This is a genomic window from Shinella sp. S4-D37 (assembly GCF_040812195.1).
GTDB lineage: Bacteria > Pseudomonadota > Alphaproteobacteria > Rhizobiales > Rhizobiaceae > Shinella.
This window is the reverse complement of sequence record NZ_JBFNXL010000005.1, coordinates 2,643,922-2,663,945: the sequence shown is the minus strand read 5'-3', so window position 1 is coordinate 2,663,945 and position 20,024 is coordinate 2,643,922. Positions and strand designations below refer to the sequence as shown.

Below are 20,024 nucleotides of genomic sequence, written 5' to 3'. Positions count from 1 at the left end.
TCCGCCGATTGTTCCGGGAACCGATGCGCCAATGCCGCATTAGGCCTCCAGATATCCGGTTCCGGAGGTTTCCATGGACAACAAGGACAGACTGATCCTGGCACTGGCGGCGCTGCTGCGCGCCGAGCGCGAGACGCGCGGCGCGCTGATGGACGCGCTGGAGGAGAACGAGATCTCGCGCGAGACGCTGCTCGCCATCCTCTCCGATCCCATCCCCGTCGTCACGCAGGATGACATAGCCTTCGCCGAGCGCTTCGCCCTGTCGAAACACCTGCCGCTCGAAGGGAAGGGCTGATGGCGCCGCGCGCCTTCTGGAAGGGCTATCTCAAGCTCTCGCTCGTCACCTGCCCGGTCGCCATGTCGCCGGCGATCTCGCAGGAGGACAAGGTCCGTTTCCGCACGCTCAACGGCAGGACGGGCAACCCGGTCGTCAGCCGCTATGTCGATGCCGTCACCGGCAAGGCGGTGGACGAGGACGACGAGGTGAAGGGCTATCCGCGCGGCGAGGACGACTATGTGATGCTGGAGGACGAGGAGATCGAGGCGGTGGCGCTGGAAAGCACGCGCACCATCGACATCGAGACCTTCGTGCCGCGCGAGACCATCGAATGGATCTGGTACGATTCCCCGCATTACCTGGTGCCGAACGACACGGTGGGCGAGGAGGCGTTTTCCGTCATCCGCGAGGCGATGGCCGTAACGGGCACGGTCGGCATCTCGCGGCTGGTGCTCTACCGGCGCGAGCGCGCGGTGATGCTGGAGCCCCGCGGCAAGGGCATCGTCGTCTGGACGCTGCGCTACGGCGACGAGGTGCGCGAGCAGGAGGATTACTTTTCGGGATTGAAGGCGGCGAAGCCGGGCTCGAAGGCCCTGGCGCTGGTCAAGACGCTGATTAAGGAACGCACCAAGGCCTGGGACCCGAAGATGGCGGACGATCCGGTGCAGGACCGGCTGCTCGACATCATCGCGGCCAAGAAGAAGGGCCGCAAACGTCCGGCAAAGCCGAAGACGCCGCCGCCGACGTCGGGCAATGTCATCAACATCATGGATGCCCTGCGCAGGAGCATCAAGGCGGAAGGCAAGGGGAAATAGCTCAGCCCTTCGCCTTGCCGGTCTTCAGCGGCTCGGCGGCCTTGTCGAAGTCCGCCCAGGGGTCGGCGGCCAGCGCCTGAAGGCGCGTCGGCGCGTTCTCCACCGTGAAATAGGCCGGGCCGATATCGGCGCTGAGCTCGCTCCAGGCGAGCGGCATGGAGACGGCCGCACCGGGGCGGGCGCGCGTCGAATAGGGGGCGACCGCCGTCATGCCGCGCTGGTTGCGCAGGTAGTCGATGAGGATCTTGCCGCGGCGCTTCGACTTGGTGATGGTCGAGACGTATTTCTCCGGGGCGTCCTTCGCCATCGCATCGGCGATGCCCTTGCAGAAGGCCTTGACCGCCGGCCAGCGTGCCGAGGGCTTCAGGGGCGCGCAGACATGCAGGCCCTTGCCGCCGGAGGTCTTGACGAAGGTGTTGAGCCCGGCCGCCTCAAGGCGCCGGCGCGTCTCCTCGGCCGCCTCGACGACCGCCTGCCATTCAACGCCCTCGCCGGGATCGAGGTCCATGACGATGCGGTCCGGCCGCTCCCAGTCGGCGAGCGTCGAGCCCCAGGGATGGATCTCCAGCACCGCCGACTGCACGAGGCCCATCAGGCCGTCGAGATCCTCGATGGCGACATAGGGCTCGTCGTCCTTCTCGGCGGGATCCTGCACCGCGACGATATTGGCATCGATCCCCTTCCAGGCGTGCTTCTGGAAGAAGGCCTGGCCCTCGATGCCGGCGGGCGCGCGCAGCAGCGCCAGCGGCCGGCCGACGATATGCGGGGCGATATGGCGCCAGACCTCGGTATAGTAGTCCGCAAGCCCTTCCTTGGTGACGCCCTCGCCGGGCCAGTAGACGCGGTCGGGATGGGTGAGGCGCACGGTGCGGCGCGGCGGCTTTTCCGCTTTCGGTGCGGTCGATGTCCCGGATTTCGGCATTTCGGCGACGACCTCCCTTGCCGGCTTGTCTTCCCTGAGGCCACGGAACGAGGCATGGCGCAGATGGCCGTCGGCGGTCCAGGCGCGGAACTCCACCTCGGCCACCAGCTCGGGCCGCACGTAGCGGGCCTGGCGCGCCTCCTCCGCCGTCAGCTTCCGGCCGAACGGGCTCTCGTCCGTGCGCATGCGCGAAAGGCGCTTGAAGAGATCGGCGGCCACAAGCGCGCTGAAGCCGGTGCCGACGCGGCCGACCGGCTTCAGCGCGCCGTTTTCATAGACGCCGAGCACCAGCGAGCCGATCGCCTGGCGCGAGACGGTGGAGGGCACATAGGCGCCGATCACGAATTCCTGCCGGGCCGAGCATTTCGACTTCACCCAGCCCTTGCTGCGGCCTTGCCGGTAGGGCGCGTCGCGCAGCTTGGAGACGACGCCTTCGAGGCTCAGGCGGCAGGCATGGCGCAGCACCAGTGCGCCGTTCTCGTCGAAATGGCCGCTATAGCGCAGGATGCCGTCCGTCGCCGGCACCAGCTTTTCGAGGAGCGCCTTGCGCGTCTCGAGGGGCAGGCGGGTCAGATCGTAGCCGTCGAGATGGAGAAGGTCGAAGACGTAGAAGGTGAAGCGGTCGTCGCGCCCGGCGCTGAGATCGGCCTGGAGGGCGGAGAAGTCGGACGCGCCGGCGCCCGTCTCGACCACCAGTTCGCCGTCGATCAGCGCCGTTCCGGCCGGAAGGGCCGCCAGCGCCGCGCTCACGGCCTTGCCGAACTTCTTCGTCCAGTCCAGCCCGCTGCGCGTGAGGAGTTTTACCCGGCCCGCCTCGATGCGCGCCTGAAGCCGGTAGCCGTCGAACTTGATCTCGTGCAGCCAGCGTTCGCCCGCCGGCGGCGCGCTCGCGAGCGTGGCGAGCGTCGGCGGCAGGAAGTCCGGCAGCTTCGCCTTGCGCGCGCCCTCAAGGCCGCTCGCGTCCGGCGCTTCCGGCTCCGGCCCGGCCTTCTTCGGCTCCGCCTTCTTCCGCGCGGACTTGCGGATGCGGCCCGTCTTCGAGGACCAGCCGGGCGCTTCTCCCGCGACATCGGCGATGCCCCGGCCGGTCTTCACCGATTCCGGGCGTTCGTCGAGCAGGTCGTCCTCGTCTTCCGGCACGGCGAACTCGTCGTCGCCCTTGATCAGCAGCCAGTTCTCGCGCTTCTCGCCCGGCTTGCCCTGCATGCGCACGAGGTGCCAGCGGCCGTGCAGCTTCTCGCCGTCGAGCGTGAATTCCAGGTGTCCCTTGGCATAGGCCTTTCGCGCATCGCCGATCGGCTCCCAGGTGCCGCGGTCCCAGACGATGACGGTGCCGCCGCCATATTCGCCCTTGGGGATCGTGCCCTCGAAGTCGCCATAGGCGAGGGGGTGGTCCTCCACATGCACGGCCAGCCGTTTCTCGCCCGGCACCAGGCTCGGGCCGCGCGTCACGGCCCAGCTCTTCAGCACGCCGTCCATTTCGAGGCGGAAATCGTAGTGCAGCCGTGTCGCATCGTGCTTCTGGACGACGAAGCTGTGGCCGCCCTTGCGGGCCTTCCTGCCGCGCGGCTCGGCCGTGGCCTTGAAATCCCGCTTCTGCCGGTAGACGTCCAGCGTCGCCATCGTCACCCTGCCTTGCGGCGGCTTGCCGCCGTCTTGCGTGCAGCCGGGGCCTTCTTCGCCTTGCGCCTCGCGGGCTTCCCGTCCTTCCCGGCGCTCTGGCGCAGGGCGTCCATCAGGTCGATGACCTTGCCCTCGGCCTTCGGCCTGACGGGCTTGATCTTCCGGCCCTCGATCTTCGCCTTGACGACCTCGGCCAGCGCCGCGTCGTAGCGGTCGTCGAAGCTTTTCGGGTCGAAGCGGCCGCTCTTCGTCCTGATGATATGTTCGGCAAGCTCCAGCATCTCGCCCTTCAGCCTGATGGCGGGGATGTCGGAAAAGGCCTCCTCGGCCGAGCGGACCTCGTAGTCGTAGTTGAGCGTGGTGGCGACGAGGCCGTCGCCGGCGGGGCGGATGAGGAGGGTGCGCACGCGGCGGAAGAGCACGGTCTGGGCCAGCGCCGCCACCTTCCTCGCCTTCATGCCCTCGCGGATGAGCGCGAAAGCCTCCGCGCCGTGCCGGTCGGAGGGCGCGAGATAATAGGGCTTGTCGAAATAGAGGTCGTCGATCTCGTCGCAGGCGATGAAGGCCTCTATCTCCAGCGTCTTGTCGCTTTCGGGCACCGCGGCGGCGATTTCCTCCGGGTCGAGCGCGATATAATCGTTCTCGCCGGTTTCGTAGCCTTTCACCTGGTCCTCGCGCTCCACGACCTTGCCTGTTTCGCTGTCGATGAACTCGCGGTGCAGCCGGTGCCCGGTCTTGCGGTTGAGCATGTGGAAGGCGATGCGCTCGCCGGTCGATGCGGCGGTATGGAGCGCCACCGGACAGACCAGTTCGCCCACCTTCAGGAAGCCTTTCCAGTTCGCTCTCGGCGCCACGCGCATTCTCCCGTTCCAAAGCGGAGGCAATGCCGGCCGGGCCGGAATGTTCCCCGCAGAGGGGCGCCGGCCTCAGGGCGTCGGGTTGCGGCCGGCGAAATAGGCGGCGAGGGCGGCAATGTCGTCCGCTTCGAGATTGGCGGCGGCTTTCGTCATCACCTCGCGGAACGGACCGCCGCCGCGCACCTTGGCCGTGAAGAGCGTCAACTGGTTTTCGAGATAGGCGCCCGGCTGGCCGGAAAGGCGGGGAAAGGCGGGATTGGCGTCCGCCTTGTCGTGACAGGAGAGGCAGGCGGGAATGCGCCGCTCCGCGTCGCCCGTGAGGGCCAGCATCTCGCCGCGCGACGTGTCGCCGGAGGCTGGTTGCGCAACGCCTGCGGGCCGGGCGGCGAAATGGCGGGCGAGGGCGCGGTAGTCCCCGTCGTCCAGCTTTTCCATCGCGACGGCCATGACGCCGCTTGCCCTCCCTCCCTCCGCATAGGCGGCGAGCGCCTGTTCGAGATAGGCGGCGGACTGGCCGGCAAGGCGCGGGATGAGGCTTTGCGCGTCGAGCCGCCCCGGCGCATGGCAGCCCTCGCATGTCGCGGCGACGCCCTCGGCCCCGGCCGGCCGCCCCGCGGCAAGGCCCGCGAGATCGCTGTAAGCCGCCGCGTCGAGTTCCGGGTAGCGGCGCAGGAAGGCGACCATGGCCCAGGCCTCGTCCGCGCGCCCGGCGACCGGCCAGGCCGGCATGCCGGTGAAGCGCACGCCGTGCTGGACAATCCGGAACAGTTCGGCATCGCTCCAGGTGGGGATCTTGTCCGTGAGGTCCGGCGGGGCGGGCAGCATGTGGCGAACGCTCTCCGGCCGCGGCCGGGCCGGCGAGCCGTGGCAGATGGCGCAGCCCGCCTCGAAATGCCCCGCCGCCATCGGCAGCATGCCCGCAGTGAAGGCCGGGACCGGCGTCCCGATCGCCGCGGTCCGGACCGAGGAGCGCATCACCCAGTGCAGGAGCCAGTCCGTCGCCTTCCAGTGGCCGGTGCTCGCGCCGACGCCGATGATGCCGGACCAGGCGACGATGAGCGCACCCAGGGCGCCCGCGACGACGAGGCCGGCGACATGTCTCCAGCCGATTAGCATCGCGGTTTCTCCGCCGGCAGGCCCGCATCGTCCCGCAGGATGCCGGCAAGCAGCAGGATGCCGCCCGAAAGATAGGCGAGCGCCCCGACCATCAGCATGACGACCCCGCCGATCTGCTGGTCCGCGGCGGCCGTAAGGGAAATGCCGAGGCAGGTGACGCCGCCCTCGCCGTAGAGGGGGCGGGGCGCGAGCGCCAGCAGAACGCCGAGAAGGGTCATGTGCATGGAGGTGAAGAGGAGCCCGACCGTGCCGGCAAGCCGGCCTTCCCCCGGCCGGAAGCAGGCATGCCAGAGCAGGACGCCCGCCGCAAGGAAGCTTGCCTGCTCGGCGAGGGTCACGGCGAGGCTCGCCTCGGCGATCTCCCGCAGGACGGGCAGGTGCCAGAACCAGACGACCGCAAGCTCGATGAGCGAGGCGAGCATCGGGCCGATCCGGCTCGTGCCCGGCGGCGGATCGAACCGCGTGCCGCGCAGTCCATAGGCGATGAGCGGCGCGGCGACCGCCACGGTGCCCATATGGACGATCATGTGGGCCGTGAACGAGCCGCTGCCGAAGCTGGCAACGAGCGCCGTGCCGAAAAGGGCGAGGAGGCCGAGGCCGAGGATGCGCGCGAGGGTCGTCATGGCTGGCAGGTCCCGATGAAGACGAGCGGCACGGCGACGAAGAGCACGGCCACGAAGCTGAGGCCGGAGAGGAGCAGGGTTGCGAACCCCTGGAAGAGCAGGCGGTCCCTGCGGGTCGGCTCGTCGTGCGGCGGATCGCCCGAGCCGAAGCCCCATTGCCGCCAGGCGAGGAAGGCGGAGAGCACGATGCCGGCAAGGGCGGCCGCGGTGACGAGGCCGAGCGCAAGGCGCATCGCCTCGAAGGAGAAGGGGGCGGCGTCCGCCCTGGCGCAGGTCACCGCGACTGTGACGTAGCAGGCGAGGAAATGCAGCGCCCAGATGGTCGGCGCCGTGAAGAGGGTCCAGAGGCTTTCGATTTCCTTCGGGATCAGGCGCATGGGCATCACCTGGATCCCGGAAACAGGCCGATGACGCCGAAGGACGTGATCGCGGTGATGACGAGGAAGTGCCAGTAGAGCACGACATTGACGAGATCCATGTCGTGGCGCGCGTCCATCCGGCCGGCAAGGCTGCGCGCAAGGCAATAGAGCTGCATGACGACGCCGACGCCGCCATGCGCCACGGTCCACAGGGCGACGACCCAGACGATGGCCGGATAGACATGGGCGGTCGGGTCCATGCCGGTGAGATAGGGCCCGGCAAGGCCGGCGCAACCCGCCGCGAGCGTCAGCACCAGGGAGATGACGAGCCAAAGGCGCGTGAGGGCCGGCCGGTCGCGTCCATTGGCCCCTCGCGCCAGCAGCATGGCGAGCCAGGCCAGCGTGAAGAGGCCGGCGGCCACGAGCGGCCACAGCATGCCGGGCCCGGCATGGCCGGCCGTGAAATCCTTGTGGATGGTCCAGTAGAAGAAATAGCCGAACATCAGGCTGGCATAGGCGGTGCCGTCGCCCGCCATGGTGATGAACATGGCCCACCAGCCGACCGATTGCGGCCCGGACGTATAGAGCGGCAGCGTCGTGCCGAGCCCGACGTCGCGCATCTCCTGCCGGGGGATGACGGCGGTGCCTGTCCAGAGCCAGGCGATAAGGGCCGCAAGGGTCGCCAGCGCGCAGACGATCGTCACGATCCACCAGTGGAAGGTGAGCGCGATGAAGACGCCGCCCAGCGAGAAGGCGGCAAGGATGCTGAGGACCGAGGTGCCGCCGACGCGCAGGCACTGCACGGGCTCGGCATCGAGCACAGAGGTGACGAGCGTCTCGCGCGCGCCGTCCTTCGCGTCGGGCAGGTAGAAGCGGCCGGCCTTGATGTCGTCGATGATGCCGGGCTGATCCCAGATGGGATAGCGGCTTTTTATGACCGGGATGGAGCGCACGCCCCACTTTTCCTCCGGCTCGCTGATCCATTCCAGCGTGCCGGCGTTCCACGGGTTCTGCTCGCCCTTCGGCTGGCGGTGCCTGGGCCTGACGACATCGATCGCCACGAGGGCGACGCCGGCGGCGAAGACGAAGGCGCCGATGGTGGACAGGAGGTTGAACCAGTCCCAGCCGATCCCGGCCGGATAGGTGAAGACCCGCCGCGGCATGCCGCGCAGCCCGGCGAGATGCATCGGGAAGAAGGCGAGGTTGAAGCCGGAGAACATCAGCCAGAAGGCGATCTTGCCCAGCCTGTCGGAGAGTTTCTTGGCGCCCAGCAGGGGATAGTAATAGTAGATGCCGGCGACGACCGGGAAGAGCATGCCGCCGATCAGCACGTAGTGCAGGTGGGCGACGATGAAATAGGTGTCGTGCGCCTGCCAGTCGAAGGGCACGAGCGCCACCATGACGCCCGTCAGGCCGCCGATGATGAAGATCGCCAGCCCCCCGGCGCCGAACAGCATCGGCACGGAGAAGATAACGCGGCCGGCGAGCATGGTGGCGATGAACACGAAGATCTGCACGCCGGTCGGGATCGCGACCGCCTGCGAGGCGGCGGAGAAGAAGGCGAGCGAGATCTGCGGCAGGCCCGTCGTGAACATGTGGTGCACCCACAGGCCGAAGCTTAGGAAACCGGTGCCGACGGCGGCGAGCACGATCCACGAATAGCCGACGATGGGGCGCTGCGAGAAGGTCGGCACGATCATCGCCATCAGCGCGATGGCCGGCAGGAAGATGATGTAGACCTCCGGATGGCCGAAGATCCAGAAGAGGTGCTGCCAGAGCAGGGGATCGCCGCCGCGCGCCGCATCGAAGAATGGCCAGTCGAACATCCGCTCCATCTCGAACAGGATGTCGCCGGCGATCAGCGGCGGGAAGGCGAAGAGGATCATGCCGGCGACGATGAGGAGATACCAGGAAAAGAGCGGCATCATGTTGATGCGCATGCCCGGCGCCCGGCACTTCATGATGCCGACGATCAGTTCCACCGCCGCGGCGATCGAGGCGACCTCGATGAAGGAGAGGCCGAGCAGCCAGATGTCGGCGCCGATGCCGGACGTGTCCTTGTCGGTGGCGAGCGGCGGATACATGAACCAGCCGCCATTGGGCGCCGCGCCGAAGAAGATGGAGCCGCAGACGAAGACGCCGCCGAGCGCGAAGCTCCAGAAGCCGAAGGCCGAGAGGCGGGGGAAGGGCAGCTCCCGCGCGCCGAGCATGGAGGGCAGGAGGAAGATCGCCACCGCCTCGAAGATCGGCACGGCGAAGAGGAACATCATGACCGTGCCGTGCAGGGTGAAGGCCTGGTTGAACGTGTCGGCGGAGAGGAAGTCGTTGTCCGGCACGGCAAGCTGCACGCGCACCAGAAGGGCCAGCACCCCGGCGAACAGCATGAAGAGGAAGGCCGCCGCGCCGTACCACAGGCCGATCTCGGTGTTGTTGACCGAGGTCCAGTAGCGCCAGCCCGACGGCGTGCGCCAGACCGCGCGAAGCTCGGCCTCCTGCGCCGCCCGCTCCTGTTTCGAGAGTTCCGGTCTTGCCGCGTCGGTCATTCGAGCTCCACGAGATAGTCGGCGATGGCGGCGATCTCCTCGTCCGGCAGCATGTCGAAGGCCGGCATCTGCACGCCGGGCTTGAGGGCCTGCGGATTGCGGATGAAGCGCGCGACGTTTTCGGCCGTGTTGGCGAGCGTGCCGGCACCGACCGTCCCGCGCTGCCCGAAGAGGGTGAGGTCCGGGCCGAGGCTCGCGGTTCCCGCCACGCCGCGCAGGCCATGGCAGCCCGCGCAGCCGTGGCGGGTGAAAAGCCGTTCGCCTTCGCTCTCCGTTGCCGGCGTCCCGCGCGCCTGCGCCCGGCGCCATTCAGCATAGGCTTCCGGCTCCATCACCACGACGGAAAAGGCCATCAGCGTGTGGGAGGCGCCGCAGAATTCCGCGCAGGGCGCGCGGAAGACGCCGGTCCGTGTGGGCAGCAGCGAGAGCGTGTTGGTGCGGCCGGGGATCATGTCCATCTTGCCGCCGAGCGCCGGTATCCAGAAGGAATGGATGACGTCCCGCGCCGTGAGCGTGAAGACGGCGCGCGCGCCGACGGGAAGGCGCAGTTCATTGGCGGTCTCGAAGGCGGGCATGTCCTTTTCGGCGGGATAGCGGATGCGCCACCAGAATTGCTCGCCCGTCACCGCGATCGGCCCGGCCCCCGGCGCCGAATGCGCCATCCAAGGCCTGATCGCCGGCATCAGCCAGACCGCGTAGGAGAGCAGCGCCAGCAGCACGGCGACGGGAAAGGCGACCCCGCCCCAGACGATCAGCCGCCCGGCGGCCGCCTCGCTCCAGGGCGCCTCCCGCCGCCGCGCGGCGTAAAGGAGAAGGCCGACGACGGCAAGCCAGACGAGCGCGCCGCCGGCGACCATGACGAGGAAGAGCGCGTAGATGTCCGCCGCCTCCGCGCCCGCAGGGTCGAGCGCCGACTGTATGCCGGAACAGCCGCTCAGCGGGATCGGCAGGAAGGGCAGGGCGCGTCGAAGAATGGCGGTGCTCCAGACGAGGTTTCCTCAGGGGCGATATGGCTCGCCGCGCGGGGTCGGCAAGGGTCAATCAAGCGTCAATGCAGGGTGATGGCGATATTCGCGTCGTGCGCGGCCGCCAGAAACGCGTCGCGCACGTCCGCGTCGGCCACCTCGCCGTCGAGCGCGTCCGCGCAAAGACGAATGGCCTGGTAGAAGGCGGAGCCGTGCTGCTTGGGCCAGAAATCCAAAAGATAGGCGGCCGCCTCGAGAGAGTTGCGCACCACCACGAACGCTTCCGCCTCCGGATTGGCCAGAACGACGGGCATCGGCCAGTCATGAGCGCTTTCCATGTCGAAACCCCGCGCGATTGCCTTCCTCCCTCCCACAATCAGGAATGGCGAAAATTGTTCCATCCGCTTTGGGGAGCCGGCTGGACAGGCGGACACCGCCGACGGGATCGGCGGTGCCTGTCGCGCGCAGGATCGGGGCTTTCGAGCAGGGCCGCGCCAGAGGTGGTCCGCTACGCAACCCTCTCACACGATCGAACGACCTGCTTGCGGGGCAGAGGCTGGCTTTTGCAGTGGCGCTGCAGGTTCAGGCCGGGGACAAGAAGAACTTGTCTAAGCGTGTCAATTTCTTCGTTTAAGCCGATGGTTTCCGCGGGCATGCTCCAAGGTGCCTCATGGGGATCGTGTAATGACGAAAGCACTTGTCACGGGGGCGACGCGGGCTCCCGGGCGTGCGGTCGCCACGATGCTTGCAAAAGAAGGCTGGGAAGTGCACGCGCTAGGTCGTGACCGCATCGCGCTCGACGAGATGCGCGGTGAACACGGGATCGTGCCTCTGGCGATGGACCTGACGGATCGCGAATATGTGCGCGCCGTCGCGGAGGGGCTGGAACCCGATGTCCTCATCCATGCGGCGCTTCGCTGGCCAGAGGAGACCAGATTTCTGGGCCTGGCCGAGGCCGATATCGATATGGCTCTCGAAGTGAACCTGTCGGCCACGCTGCATGTCACCCGTGCCATCCTGCCTTCGATGATCGAACGGGGCCGCGGGACGCTCGTGATGCTATCCCTTGACGATGCGGACGCGAAAAGCGCGATCGAGCGGGCCGCTGCAGGAGCGATCGACGGCTTTGCGCGCGCTCTTGCCGAGGAGATCCGTGGCAGCGGGGTTTTCGTCCACCGTCTCTCTTCGGGAAAGCCGCCATTCCGGCATATGGGTTTGCAGGTCCTCTCGTTGCTATCGGCATCCGGTTTTCAATCTCACATCATCGAACGACAGGAACATGGATATGGAACGTAATGGGGGGCAGTTGCTCGTCGAGTGCCTTTTGGCGCTCGGGGCGACGAAAAGCTTCGGCGTGCCAGGGGAAAGCTATCTCGCGGTCCTCGATGCGCTGCACGATACCGGCGGACGCCTCGACTATGTCCTGTGCCGCAATGAAGGCGGTGCCGCGTTCATGGCGGCGGCCTACGGCAAGCTGACCCGCCAGCCGGGTATCTGCTTCGTGACCCGCGGCCCCGGCGCCACCAATGCCTCGATCGGCGTACACACCGCCATGCAGGATTCCGCGCCGATGATCCTGTTCGTCGGGCAGGTCGGAACCGATATGAAGGGCCGGGAAGCGTTTCAGGAGGTGGACTACAAGGCCGTTTTCGGCACCATGGCCAAATGGGCGGTCGAGATCGATCACGTCGCGCGCATCCCGGAAATCCTTTCCCGTGCCTGGACGCTTGCGGTTTCGGGCCGTCCCGGCCCGATCGTGATCGCGCTGCCCGAGGACATGCTGACGTCGCTCACCGGGGCTGCGCCGCTTTCCGGCCCTGTCGAGATCGCCGAGCCCGCGCCGTCGGCTGCAGCCATGCAGCGCCTGCGCGGGATTCTGGAGGGTGCGAGACGTCCCGTTGTTCTCTATGGCGGCTGCAACTGGGCCGAGGGTTCGATGGACGCCGTCCGGCATTTCGCCGAGGCGTCCGACATTCCGGTCGTCTCCGTCTTCCGCTACCAGGACCAGTATGACAACGCGTCGCCGACCTTTTGCGGCGAGGCCGGCGTCGGCATGGTCGCCTCCGTCAAGGAATTGTTGCGCGAGGCCGATGTCATCCTTGCGGTCAACAACCGCTTCGGGGAGAATTCCACGGACGGTTACACGCTGTTCGACGTGCCGCAGCCCCGCCAGCAGATCGTTCATGTCCATGGTTCGGATCTGGAGATCGGCAAGGTCTACCGGCCGGCGCTCGGCATCCATGCCGGCCCGAATGCGTTTGCGCAGGCGCTGGGCGCGCTCGAACCGGTCAGGGGAGAGTGGGGACAGTGGCGGGCCAAGGGGCGCGCGGCTTACGAAAAGGGCTTCGATCTCCCGGACCTGCCGTCCCCGGTGGACATGGGCAAGGTCACGGCGCTCCTGAACGACGTGTTGCCTGACGATGTGATCCTGACCAATGGCGCAGGCAATTTCACGGTCTGGCCCAACAAGTTCTTCAAATTCGGGCCGAAGGCCCGGCTTCTCGCCCCGCAATCGGGCGCGATGGGCTATGGGGTTCCGGCGGCCGTGGCCGCCAAGGTGGCCCATCCCGAGCGCACCGTCGTCTGCTTTGCCGGCGACGGCGACTTCCAGATGAACTGCCAGGAGCTGGCGACCGCCCTCCAGCATGGGGCGCAGCCGATTATCCTGCTCGTCAACAACGGCATCTACGGCACGATCCGCGCCCATCAGGAGCGGTATTACCCGCAACGCGTTTCCGCCACGACGATGGTCAATCCGGATTTCGTGGCGCTGGCGAAGTCCTACGGCTTCCATGCCGAGCGCGTGGAAGCCACAGTGGACTTCGCGGCCGCCTTCGAGCGCGCGCGCGCATCGAAGACCGGCGCCCTTCTCGACCTTGATATTTCTCCCGAGGCGTTGACCCCGCGCCAAACGCTGAGCCAGATGCGCAAGGCCGCTCTTTCTGCAAAGGAAACCGCATGACACAGCGTCACGACATCCGCCTCGGCGCCGATATCGGCGGCACCTTTACCGACATCGCGCTCGATGTGCGGGGCAAACTCTTCTCGACGAAGGTGCTGACCAGTTATTCGGCACCCGAGCAGGCGATTCTCGACGGTATCGAGATCGTCGTCCGGGATGCGGGCATTTCGCCCGGCGATATCGACATCGTCATCCACGGCACGACGCTCGCCACCAACGCGCTCATCGAGCGCCGCGGCGCGCGGACCGCGCTCGTCACGACAGAAGGTTTTCGTGATGTCATCGAGATGCGTACGGAAAACCGTTTCGAGCAATACGATCTCGGCCTCGTGCTGCCGAAGCCGCTGATCCCGCGCGAGGATCGTTTCCCGGTCAAGGGCCGCATCGATGCGCAGGGCAGGGAGCTGCAGCCGCTCGATGAAGCCGCGCTGGAGGCTTTGGCGGATGTCATCGCGGAGCGCGGCTTCGCGGCCGTCGCCATCGGCTTCATCCATTCCTACATGAACCCGGCGCATGAGGAGCGCGCCCGCGAGATCCTGTCGAGGAAACTCTCGATCCCGATCTCGATCTCGGCGGAAGTCTCGCCGCAGATGCGCGAGTTCGAACGGTTCAACACGGTCTCAGCCAATGCCTATGTGCGCCCGCAGATGGCGGACTACCTGTCGCGCCTGCAGGTGCGGCTGAAGGCGATGGGCGCGGAGTGCCCGGTCTTCATGATCCATTCCGGCGGCGGCCTCATCTCGGTGGAGACGGCGTCCGAATTCCCGGTGCGTCTCGTGGAGTCCGGTCCGGCCGGCGGGGCGATCTTCGCCGCCGACATCGCCCGCCGTTTCGGCCTCGACCGCGTCGTCTCCTATGACATGGGCGGCACGACGGCGAAGATCTGCCTCATCGAGGACTACCAGCCGCACACGGCGCGCACCTTCGAGGTCGCCCGCACCTATCGCTTTTGCAAGGGTTCGGGCATGCCGATCTCCATTCCGGTGATCGAGATGATCGAGATCGGCGCGGGCGGCGGGTCCATCGCCTGGGTCGATGCCATGGGCCGTATCCAGGCAGGCCCCGAATCTGCCGCCTCGGAGCCGGGTCCCGCCTGCTACCAGCGCGGCGGAGAGCGCCCGGCGATCACCGATGCGGATCTGGTGCTCGGCAAGCTCGATCCCGGCAATTTCGCGGGCGGCAAGATCAGGCTTTCGCTCGACAATGCCAGCGCGGCGATCGCACGCGATGTCGGCGAAAAGCTGAAGCTCGCCACCGAGGCCGCCGCCTTCGGCATCGTCGAGGTGGTGGATGAGAACATGGCCAATGCGGCGCGCGTCCATGCGGTCGAGAACGGCAAGAATATTTCCGAGAACATCATGATCGCCTTTGGCGGCGCCGCGCCCCTGCATGCCGCCCGCCTTTGCGAAAAACTCGGCGTTGACCAGTGCCTCATTCCGCAGGGCGCGGGTGTGGGCTCGGCCATCGGTTTCCTCAGGGCGCCGTTCGGCTACGAGGCGCTGGCCTCCAAGATCATGGGCTTGTCGAAGTTCGACGCCGGCGCGATCAACGCCATGCTCGACGAGCTGAAGGCGACCGCCGAGAGGTTCGTGCGTGCCGGAACGGACGGGGCGATCGTGCGCGAGATTACCGCCTTCATGCGCTATGCGGGGCAGGGCTGGGAAATTCCCGTGGCTCTGCCCGACCGCGCCTTCACCGCGGCGGATACCGTCATGATCGAGGCGGCCTTCAAGGAGCGCTACGCCCAGTTCTTCGGCCGTGCCGTCGAAGGCCCGGAAATCGAGTTCGTCACCTGGTCGGTCAAGGCGCAGGACGTTCGCCCGGAAGGTGAACGCTTCGTGCTTGAAACCGATGGTGCTGCAACCTCCGCGCCCGTGACGAGGGCCGTGTTCGATCCCGCCTCCGGCAAGACGCTGGAAACGGCGATCGTGCCGCGCGATGCGCTGTCGCCCGGCGCGCGGGTGACAGGCCCCGCCGTCATCGTCGAGCGCGAAACGTCCACCATCGTCACCTCGCCGTTCGATGCCGTCATCCAGGTCGACGGCACCATCCTTCTCGTGCGCAAGGGTCACTGATCATGAGCGATATCAATGAAATCCGCATGCAGGTCATGTGGAACCGCCTGATCTCGGTGGTCGAGGAACAGGCGCTGACGCTGCTGCGCACCGCGTTTTCCACCTCCGTCCGCGAGGCGGGCGACCTTTCGGCCGGCGTCTACAACGCCAGGGGCGAGATGCTGGCGCAGGCCGTCACCGGCACGCCCGGCCACGTCAACACCATGGCCGAGGCGGTGCTGCACTTCATCGCCGAAATCCCGCGCGAAGAGATGTATCCGGGCGACACCTACGTCACCAACGATCCGTGGAAGGGCACCGGCCACCTGCACGACATCACCATGGTCTCGCCTTCCTTCAAGGGCGACGAGCTGATCGGCTTCTTTGCCTGCACGGCCCATGTGGTCGATATCGGCGGGCGCGGCTTCGGGGCGGACGGCAAGTCGGTGTATGAGGAAGGCATCCAGATCCCGATCATGAAGTTCGCCGAGCGCGGCACGGTGAACAAGGACCTGCTGAAGATCCTGCGCCTCAACGTGCGCGAGCCGAACCAGGTGATCGGCGACTTCTATTCGCTCGCCGCCTGCAACGACGTCGGCCACAAGCGGCTGATCGAGATGCTGGAGGAGGTCGGCTACGACAATCTCGAAACGATCGGCGATTTCATCCTGTCGCGCACCCACACGGCCACGATGGAGCGCATCGCCGGACTGCCGAAGGGCGTGTGGTCGAACGACATGCTGACGGACGGCTATGACGAGCCGATCCGGCTCGTGGCCGAGGTGTCCATCACTGATACGGGCGTCACTGTCGATTTCTCCGGCACGGATGCAATGAGCCGCTGGGGCATCAACGTGCCGCTGATCTACACCAAGGCCTATGCCTGCTACGCGCTGAAATGTGTGGTTGCTCCGGATATCCCGAACAACGCCGCCTCGCTCGCCGTCTTCAACGTCTCCTCGCCGGTCAATATCCTCAATGCCGAGCGGCCAGCTCCCGTCTCGGTGCGCCACGTCATCGGCCATATGGTGCCGGACCTGGTTCTCGGTGCGCTCGCCAAGGCGATGCCCGGCCAGATCCTTGCCGAAGGCGCGGCCGCGCTGTGGAACATCCATATTTCCGTCCGCCCGGTCGCAGGCTTCGCCGGCCGGCGCGCGGAGGTGCTGATGTTCAACTCCGGCGGCATGGGTGCGCGTCCGGGCATTGACGGCTTGTCCTCGACGGCCTTCCCCTCCGGGGTTCATACCATGCCGATCGAGGCGACGGAGCAGACCGGCCCCATCGTCGTCTGGCGCAAGGAGCTGCGCCCCGATTCCGGCGGCGCTGGCAGGTATCGCGGCGGCCTCGGCCAGATCATCGAGATCGCGCCGGCCGAAGGTCATGAATTCGACTTTTCGGCGATGTTCGACCGCATCGCGACACCGCCACGCGGTCGCGATGGCGGCGGGGACGGTGCGCCCGGTTCTGTGACGCTCGATGACGGGACCAAGCTGCGCCCGAAGGGCTGGCAGCATGTGCCGGCCGGCCGCCGGCTGGTGCTGGAGCTGCCGGGCGGCGGCGGGTTCGGCAACCCGGCCGAGCGCTCGGCCGAAGCCACGGGAGAGGATGTCTCCAAGGGCTACGTGACGGAGAAGAAACGATGAGCCATATTGCCAGCCGGCTTTCCGCCGTCAAACCCTCGGCCTCCATGGCCGTCTCGCAGGCCGCCAAGGATCTGGCGGCGACCGGGATCGACGTGATCGACCTCGGCCTCGGCGAGCCGGACTTTCCGGCGCCCGCCCACATCACCGAGGCCGCCTTTGCGGCGGCGCGCAAGGAGCGCATGCTCTACACCGCCTCGCTCGGCACCCCCGATCTGCGTAACGCCATCGCCGCCAAATTCAAACGGGAGAACGGCCTCGACTACGCCATCGACGAGATTGCGGTCGCCAATGGCGCCAAACAGATCATCTTCAACGCCCTGATGGCGACGGTGGAGGAGGGCGACGAAGCGATCCTGCCGGCGCCTTACTTCGTCTCCTATCCGGAAATGGTCAAACTCTTCGGCGGCGTTCCGGTCACCCCGGCCTGCCCGGCCGAGAACGGCTTTCGTCTGACGCCCGAAGTGCTGGAAGCGGCGCTGACGGAAAAGACCCGCTGGCTGTTCCTCAATATGCCGGGCAATCCGTCGGGCACGGTCTATACCGAGGCGCAGCTGAAGGCGCTCGGCGCGGTGCTTGCCCGGTATCCCAGGGTCATGATCCTGTCGGACGAGATCTACGAGCACATCATCTTCGACGGGCGCAAATTCGTCTCCTTCGGCGCGGCCTGCCCGGAACTGCGTGATCGTTCGCTGATCGTCAACGGCATGTCCAAGGCCTATGCCATGACCGGCTGGCGCGTCGGCTATGCCGCCGGCCCGAAGGACCTGATCAAGGCGATGGCGACGATCCAGAGCCAGTCCTGCACCTCCGTTTCCGCCCCGGCGCAGATCGCGGCCAAGGCGGCGCTGGAAGGACCGCAGGATTGCGTCGCCGAATTCCGCGCGGCGTTCGAGCGGCGCCGCGACCTCGTGGTCGCCGGCATCGCGAAGATCGAGGCGCTCAGCCTCGACCCGCCGGAGGGCGCTTTCTACGCCTATATCGGCTGCGCAGCGTTGATCGATGCGAAGACGCCGGACGGAAAGACGCTGGGGGACGATGTCGCGGTCGCAAAATACCTTCTCGACGAGGGGCATGTCGCGGCCGTTCCGGGCGCGGCCTACGGCCTGTCGCCCTTCTTCCGCATCTCCACCGCGACGTCCGACGCGGTCCTGGCCGAGGCGGTGAAGCGCATCGGCGCAGCCGTTTCCAAACTCGAATTCTGATTGGGCATGTGATGGCAAAAGATTACGATACGATCCTGATAACCGGCGCCGCAGGACGCCTTGGCTCGGAACTGCGCAAGGGGCTTGCTCCGCTTGCAAACAAGATCCGGCTGGCCGACCGCACCGGGATCGCCGACCTTGCGGATCATGAGGAAGCGTTTGCCTTCGACCTCTCGGACGCTGAAGCGGTCGAGAACGCCGTGAAAGGCGTAGACGCCATCGTGCATTTCGGCGGTGCGCCCTTGGAAACGGCATGGAAAACTATCCTCGCCTCCAATATCGAAGGCTCCTACAATATCTATGAGGCGGCCCGTCGCAACGGCGTCAGACGTGTCGTATACGCATCCTCCGTTCACGCGATCGGCTACCATGATCTGGGGGGCCGCATCGATGAGGCCGCCCCCGTTCGTCCCGACAGTCTCTACGGCGTGTCGAAATGCTTCGTGGAAGCGCTGGCCAACCTTTACTGGGATAAGTTCGGTATGGAGAGCGTGTGTCTGCGCATCTTCTCGTCCTTCCCCGAGCCCCCGGAACGGCGCATGTTGTGGTCGTGGCTGTCTTTCGACGATTGCGTGAGGCTAGTTTCCGCGTCGCTGACCGCGCCGTATGTCGGCTGCACCATTGCCTATGGCATTTCGAAGAATAAGGTCTGCCCGGTCGACACGGGCAATTGGGGCCTGCTCGGCTACCAGCCGCAGGACGACACCGAATTCGTCCGCGAGAAGGTCGAGGCGGCGGTGCCGCCGCTCGACCCGCACGCACAGGCAACCCGGTACCTCGGCGGCTGGTTCGTCGATCTTCCCCATCCCGATGACGAGGCAAGGCGATGAAGGATACATATGACGTCGTCATCGTCGGCGGCGCGGTGATCGGTTCCGCCGTCGCCTATTATCTCGCGGCCAATCCCGATTTCGGCGGGTCCGTGCTCGTCGTCGAGCGCGATCCGACCTATCTGAAGGCGGCGACCTCGCTGTCGTCGTCCTCGATCCGCACGCAGTTTTCCAATCCGATCAACGTGAAGATCAGCCAGTACGGCTCGGAGGTCATCCGCAATTTCGGCGAGACGATGCAGGTCGGCGATGACAAGCCGGATCTTGCCTTCCACTCGGGCGGCTATCTGTTCCTCGCCAACATGCCGGAGCAGGTGCAGGTTCTCAAGGAGAACCATGAAGCGCAGATCTCCTGTGGCGCCGACGTCGTGCTCTGGAACCGCGACGAACTGGCAAGCGCCTTCCCGCATCTCAACGTGGCGGATATCGAGCTGGCTTCCTACGGCCGTTCGGGCGAGGGCTGGTTCAACAATACGGGCCTGATGTACGGCTTCAGGAACAAGGCCCGCTCGCTGGGCGTCGATTATGTCACGGATGAAGCCGTGGCCATCGGCCGGGACGGCGATGCCGTGACGTCGGTGACGTTGAAATCGGGCGCGGTCGTCAAGGCCGGCACGATCGTCAACGCCTCCGGTCCCCGCGCGGCGCTGACGGCCCGCATGGCCGGCCTCGATATTCCGGTCGAGCCGCGCAAGCGCACCCTGTTCGTCTTCGATTGCGCCCGCACGCCGGAGGGAACCGCCACCGTCAACCAGGGGCGGCTCCCGCTGATGATCGATCCGTCCGGCGTGTTCTGCCGGCCCGAGGGCCGCTTCTTCCTGACGGGCTGCCCGCCGGTGGAGGACCCGGCCACGGATTGGGACGATTTCGAGCCGCGCTACGAGGAGTTCGAGGAGATCATCTGGCCGGCGCTGGCCGAACGGTCGCCTCAGTTCGAAGCGATCAAGGTGGTGAACCAGTGGGCGGGACATTACGACTTCAACACGCTCGATCACAACCTGGTCGTCGGCCGCCATCCGGTGGTGCGCAATTTCGTGTTCGCCAACGGCTTTTCCGGCCATGGCCTGCAGCAGGGTCCGGCGACGGGACGGGGCGTGTCCGAGTTGATCACCTACGGCGAATATCGCACACTGGACCTGACGGAGGTCGGCTACGAGCGGATCGTGGAGAATCGCCCGTTCCTCGAAAAAGCCGTGATATAACCGCGACCGGCTCCGTCGACGGGCGGAGCCG

Annotated in this window: 17 protein-coding genes; 9 read left to right on the top strand and 8 right to left on the bottom strand. The window is 66.7% G+C overall.

All coding sequences use genetic code 11. The features are described 5' to 3' along the window. Positions 1-73 precede the first annotated feature (73 nt). Both AB3G45_RS20560 and AB3G45_RS20555 read left to right on the top strand, forming a co-directional pair. Complete coding sequence (locus tag AB3G45_RS20560; protein WP_367832309.1) at positions 74-295, top strand: hypothetical protein; 222 nt, start codon at positions 74-76, stop codon at positions 293-295. Beyond that, positions 295-1,092, top strand: coding sequence for a Ku protein (locus AB3G45_RS20555; protein ID WP_367832308.1), 798 nt, complete (start codon positions 295-297; stop codon positions 1,090-1,092). The genes AB3G45_RS20560 and AB3G45_RS20555 overlap by 1 nt, the downstream gene beginning before the upstream one ends. A 1-nt stretch (position 1,093) precedes the next feature. Here AB3G45_RS20555 and ligD read toward each other — a convergent pair whose 3' ends face one another. The 8 genes from ligD to AB3G45_RS20515 form a co-directional block, all read right to left on the bottom strand. Continuing rightward, positions 1,094-3,637, bottom strand: coding sequence for a DNA ligase D (gene ligD / locus AB3G45_RS20550; RefSeq protein WP_367832307.1), 2,544 nt, complete (start codon positions 3,635-3,637; stop codon positions 1,094-1,096). 2 nt (positions 3,638-3,639) lie between these two features. Continuing rightward, the gene (locus AB3G45_RS20545; RefSeq protein ID WP_367832306.1) at positions 3,640-4,491 is read right to left on the bottom strand and encodes a Ku protein; all 852 of its coding nucleotides are present in this window, start codon (positions 4,489-4,491) and stop codon (positions 3,640-3,642) included. Between the two features lie 72 nt (positions 4,492-4,563). Then, positions 4,564-5,610 (bottom strand): c-type cytochrome, encoded by a 1,047-nt coding sequence (locus tag AB3G45_RS20540; protein WP_367832305.1) that lies wholly within the window; start codon positions 5,608-5,610, stop codon positions 4,564-4,566. Next, positions 5,604-6,233: a cytochrome c oxidase assembly protein gene (locus AB3G45_RS20535; RefSeq protein WP_367832304.1), complete on the bottom strand. Its 630-nt coding sequence runs from the start codon at positions 6,231-6,233 to the stop codon at positions 5,604-5,606. The genes AB3G45_RS20540 and AB3G45_RS20535 overlap by 7 nt, the downstream gene beginning before the upstream one ends. Next, on the bottom strand, positions 6,230-6,610 hold the full coding sequence (locus AB3G45_RS20530; protein WP_367832303.1) for a hypothetical protein: 381 nt from the start codon (positions 6,608-6,610) through the stop codon (positions 6,230-6,232). Before AB3G45_RS20530 ends, AB3G45_RS20535 begins: the two co-directional genes overlap by 4 nt. A 5-nt stretch (positions 6,611-6,615) precedes the next feature. Next, positions 6,616-9,135 carry a cytochrome c oxidase subunit I gene (ctaD, locus tag AB3G45_RS20525; protein WP_367832302.1) on the bottom strand — a complete coding sequence of 840 codons (2,520 nt, stop codon included), beginning with the start codon at positions 9,133-9,135 and terminating at the stop codon, positions 6,616-6,618. Beyond that, positions 9,132-10,055, bottom strand: coding sequence for a cytochrome c oxidase subunit II (gene coxB / locus AB3G45_RS20520; RefSeq protein WP_367833632.1), 924 nt, complete (start codon positions 10,053-10,055; stop codon positions 9,132-9,134). Before coxB ends, ctaD begins: the two co-directional genes overlap by 4 nt. A gap of 128 nt (positions 10,056-10,183) precedes the next feature. Next, positions 10,184-10,438 (bottom strand): DUF982 domain-containing protein, encoded by a 255-nt coding sequence (locus tag AB3G45_RS20515; protein ID WP_367832301.1) that lies wholly within the window; start codon positions 10,436-10,438, stop codon positions 10,184-10,186. Positions 10,439-10,784: 346 nt separating this feature from the next. Here AB3G45_RS20515 and AB3G45_RS20510 point away from each other — a divergent pair, with 346 nt between their 5' ends. Genes AB3G45_RS20510 through AB3G45_RS20480 form a run of 7 tightly spaced genes read left to right on the top strand, consistent with a single transcriptional unit; the run spans position 10,785 to position 19,993 of the window. After that, positions 10,785-11,396 (top strand): SDR family oxidoreductase, encoded by a 612-nt coding sequence (locus tag AB3G45_RS20510; protein WP_367832300.1) that lies wholly within the window; start codon positions 10,785-10,787, stop codon positions 11,394-11,396. Then, positions 11,386-13,062 carry a thiamine pyrophosphate-dependent enzyme gene (locus AB3G45_RS20505; protein WP_367832299.1) on the top strand — a complete coding sequence of 559 codons (1,677 nt, stop codon included), beginning with the start codon at positions 11,386-11,388 and terminating at the stop codon, positions 13,060-13,062. The genes AB3G45_RS20510 and AB3G45_RS20505 overlap by 11 nt, the downstream gene beginning before the upstream one ends. Continuing rightward, the gene (locus tag AB3G45_RS20500; RefSeq protein ID WP_367832298.1) at positions 13,059-15,137 is read left to right on the top strand and encodes a hydantoinase/oxoprolinase family protein; all 2,079 of its coding nucleotides are present in this window, start codon (positions 13,059-13,061) and stop codon (positions 15,135-15,137) included. Before AB3G45_RS20505 ends, AB3G45_RS20500 begins: the two co-directional genes overlap by 4 nt. Before the next feature lie 2 nt (positions 15,138-15,139). Continuing rightward, the gene (locus AB3G45_RS20495; protein WP_367832297.1) at positions 15,140-16,759 is read left to right on the top strand and encodes a hydantoinase B/oxoprolinase family protein; all 1,620 of its coding nucleotides are present in this window, start codon (positions 15,140-15,142) and stop codon (positions 16,757-16,759) included. Further along, positions 16,756-17,961, top strand: a complete 1,206-nt coding sequence (locus tag AB3G45_RS20490) for a pyridoxal phosphate-dependent aminotransferase (RefSeq protein WP_367832296.1) — start codon at positions 16,756-16,758, stop codon at positions 17,959-17,961. The genes AB3G45_RS20495 and AB3G45_RS20490 overlap by 4 nt, the downstream gene beginning before the upstream one ends. A gap of 11 nt (positions 17,962-17,972) precedes the next feature. Continuing rightward, positions 17,973-18,791, top strand: a complete 819-nt coding sequence (locus AB3G45_RS20485; RefSeq protein ID WP_367832295.1) for an NAD-dependent epimerase/dehydratase family protein — start codon at positions 17,973-17,975, stop codon at positions 18,789-18,791. After that, a complete protein-coding gene (locus AB3G45_RS20480) occupies positions 18,788-19,993 on the top strand; it encodes an NAD(P)/FAD-dependent oxidoreductase (RefSeq protein ID WP_367832294.1) in 1,206 nt (401 codons plus the stop codon). Before AB3G45_RS20485 ends, AB3G45_RS20480 begins: the two co-directional genes overlap by 4 nt. The last annotated feature ends 31 nt before the right edge of the window (positions 19,994-20,024 follow it).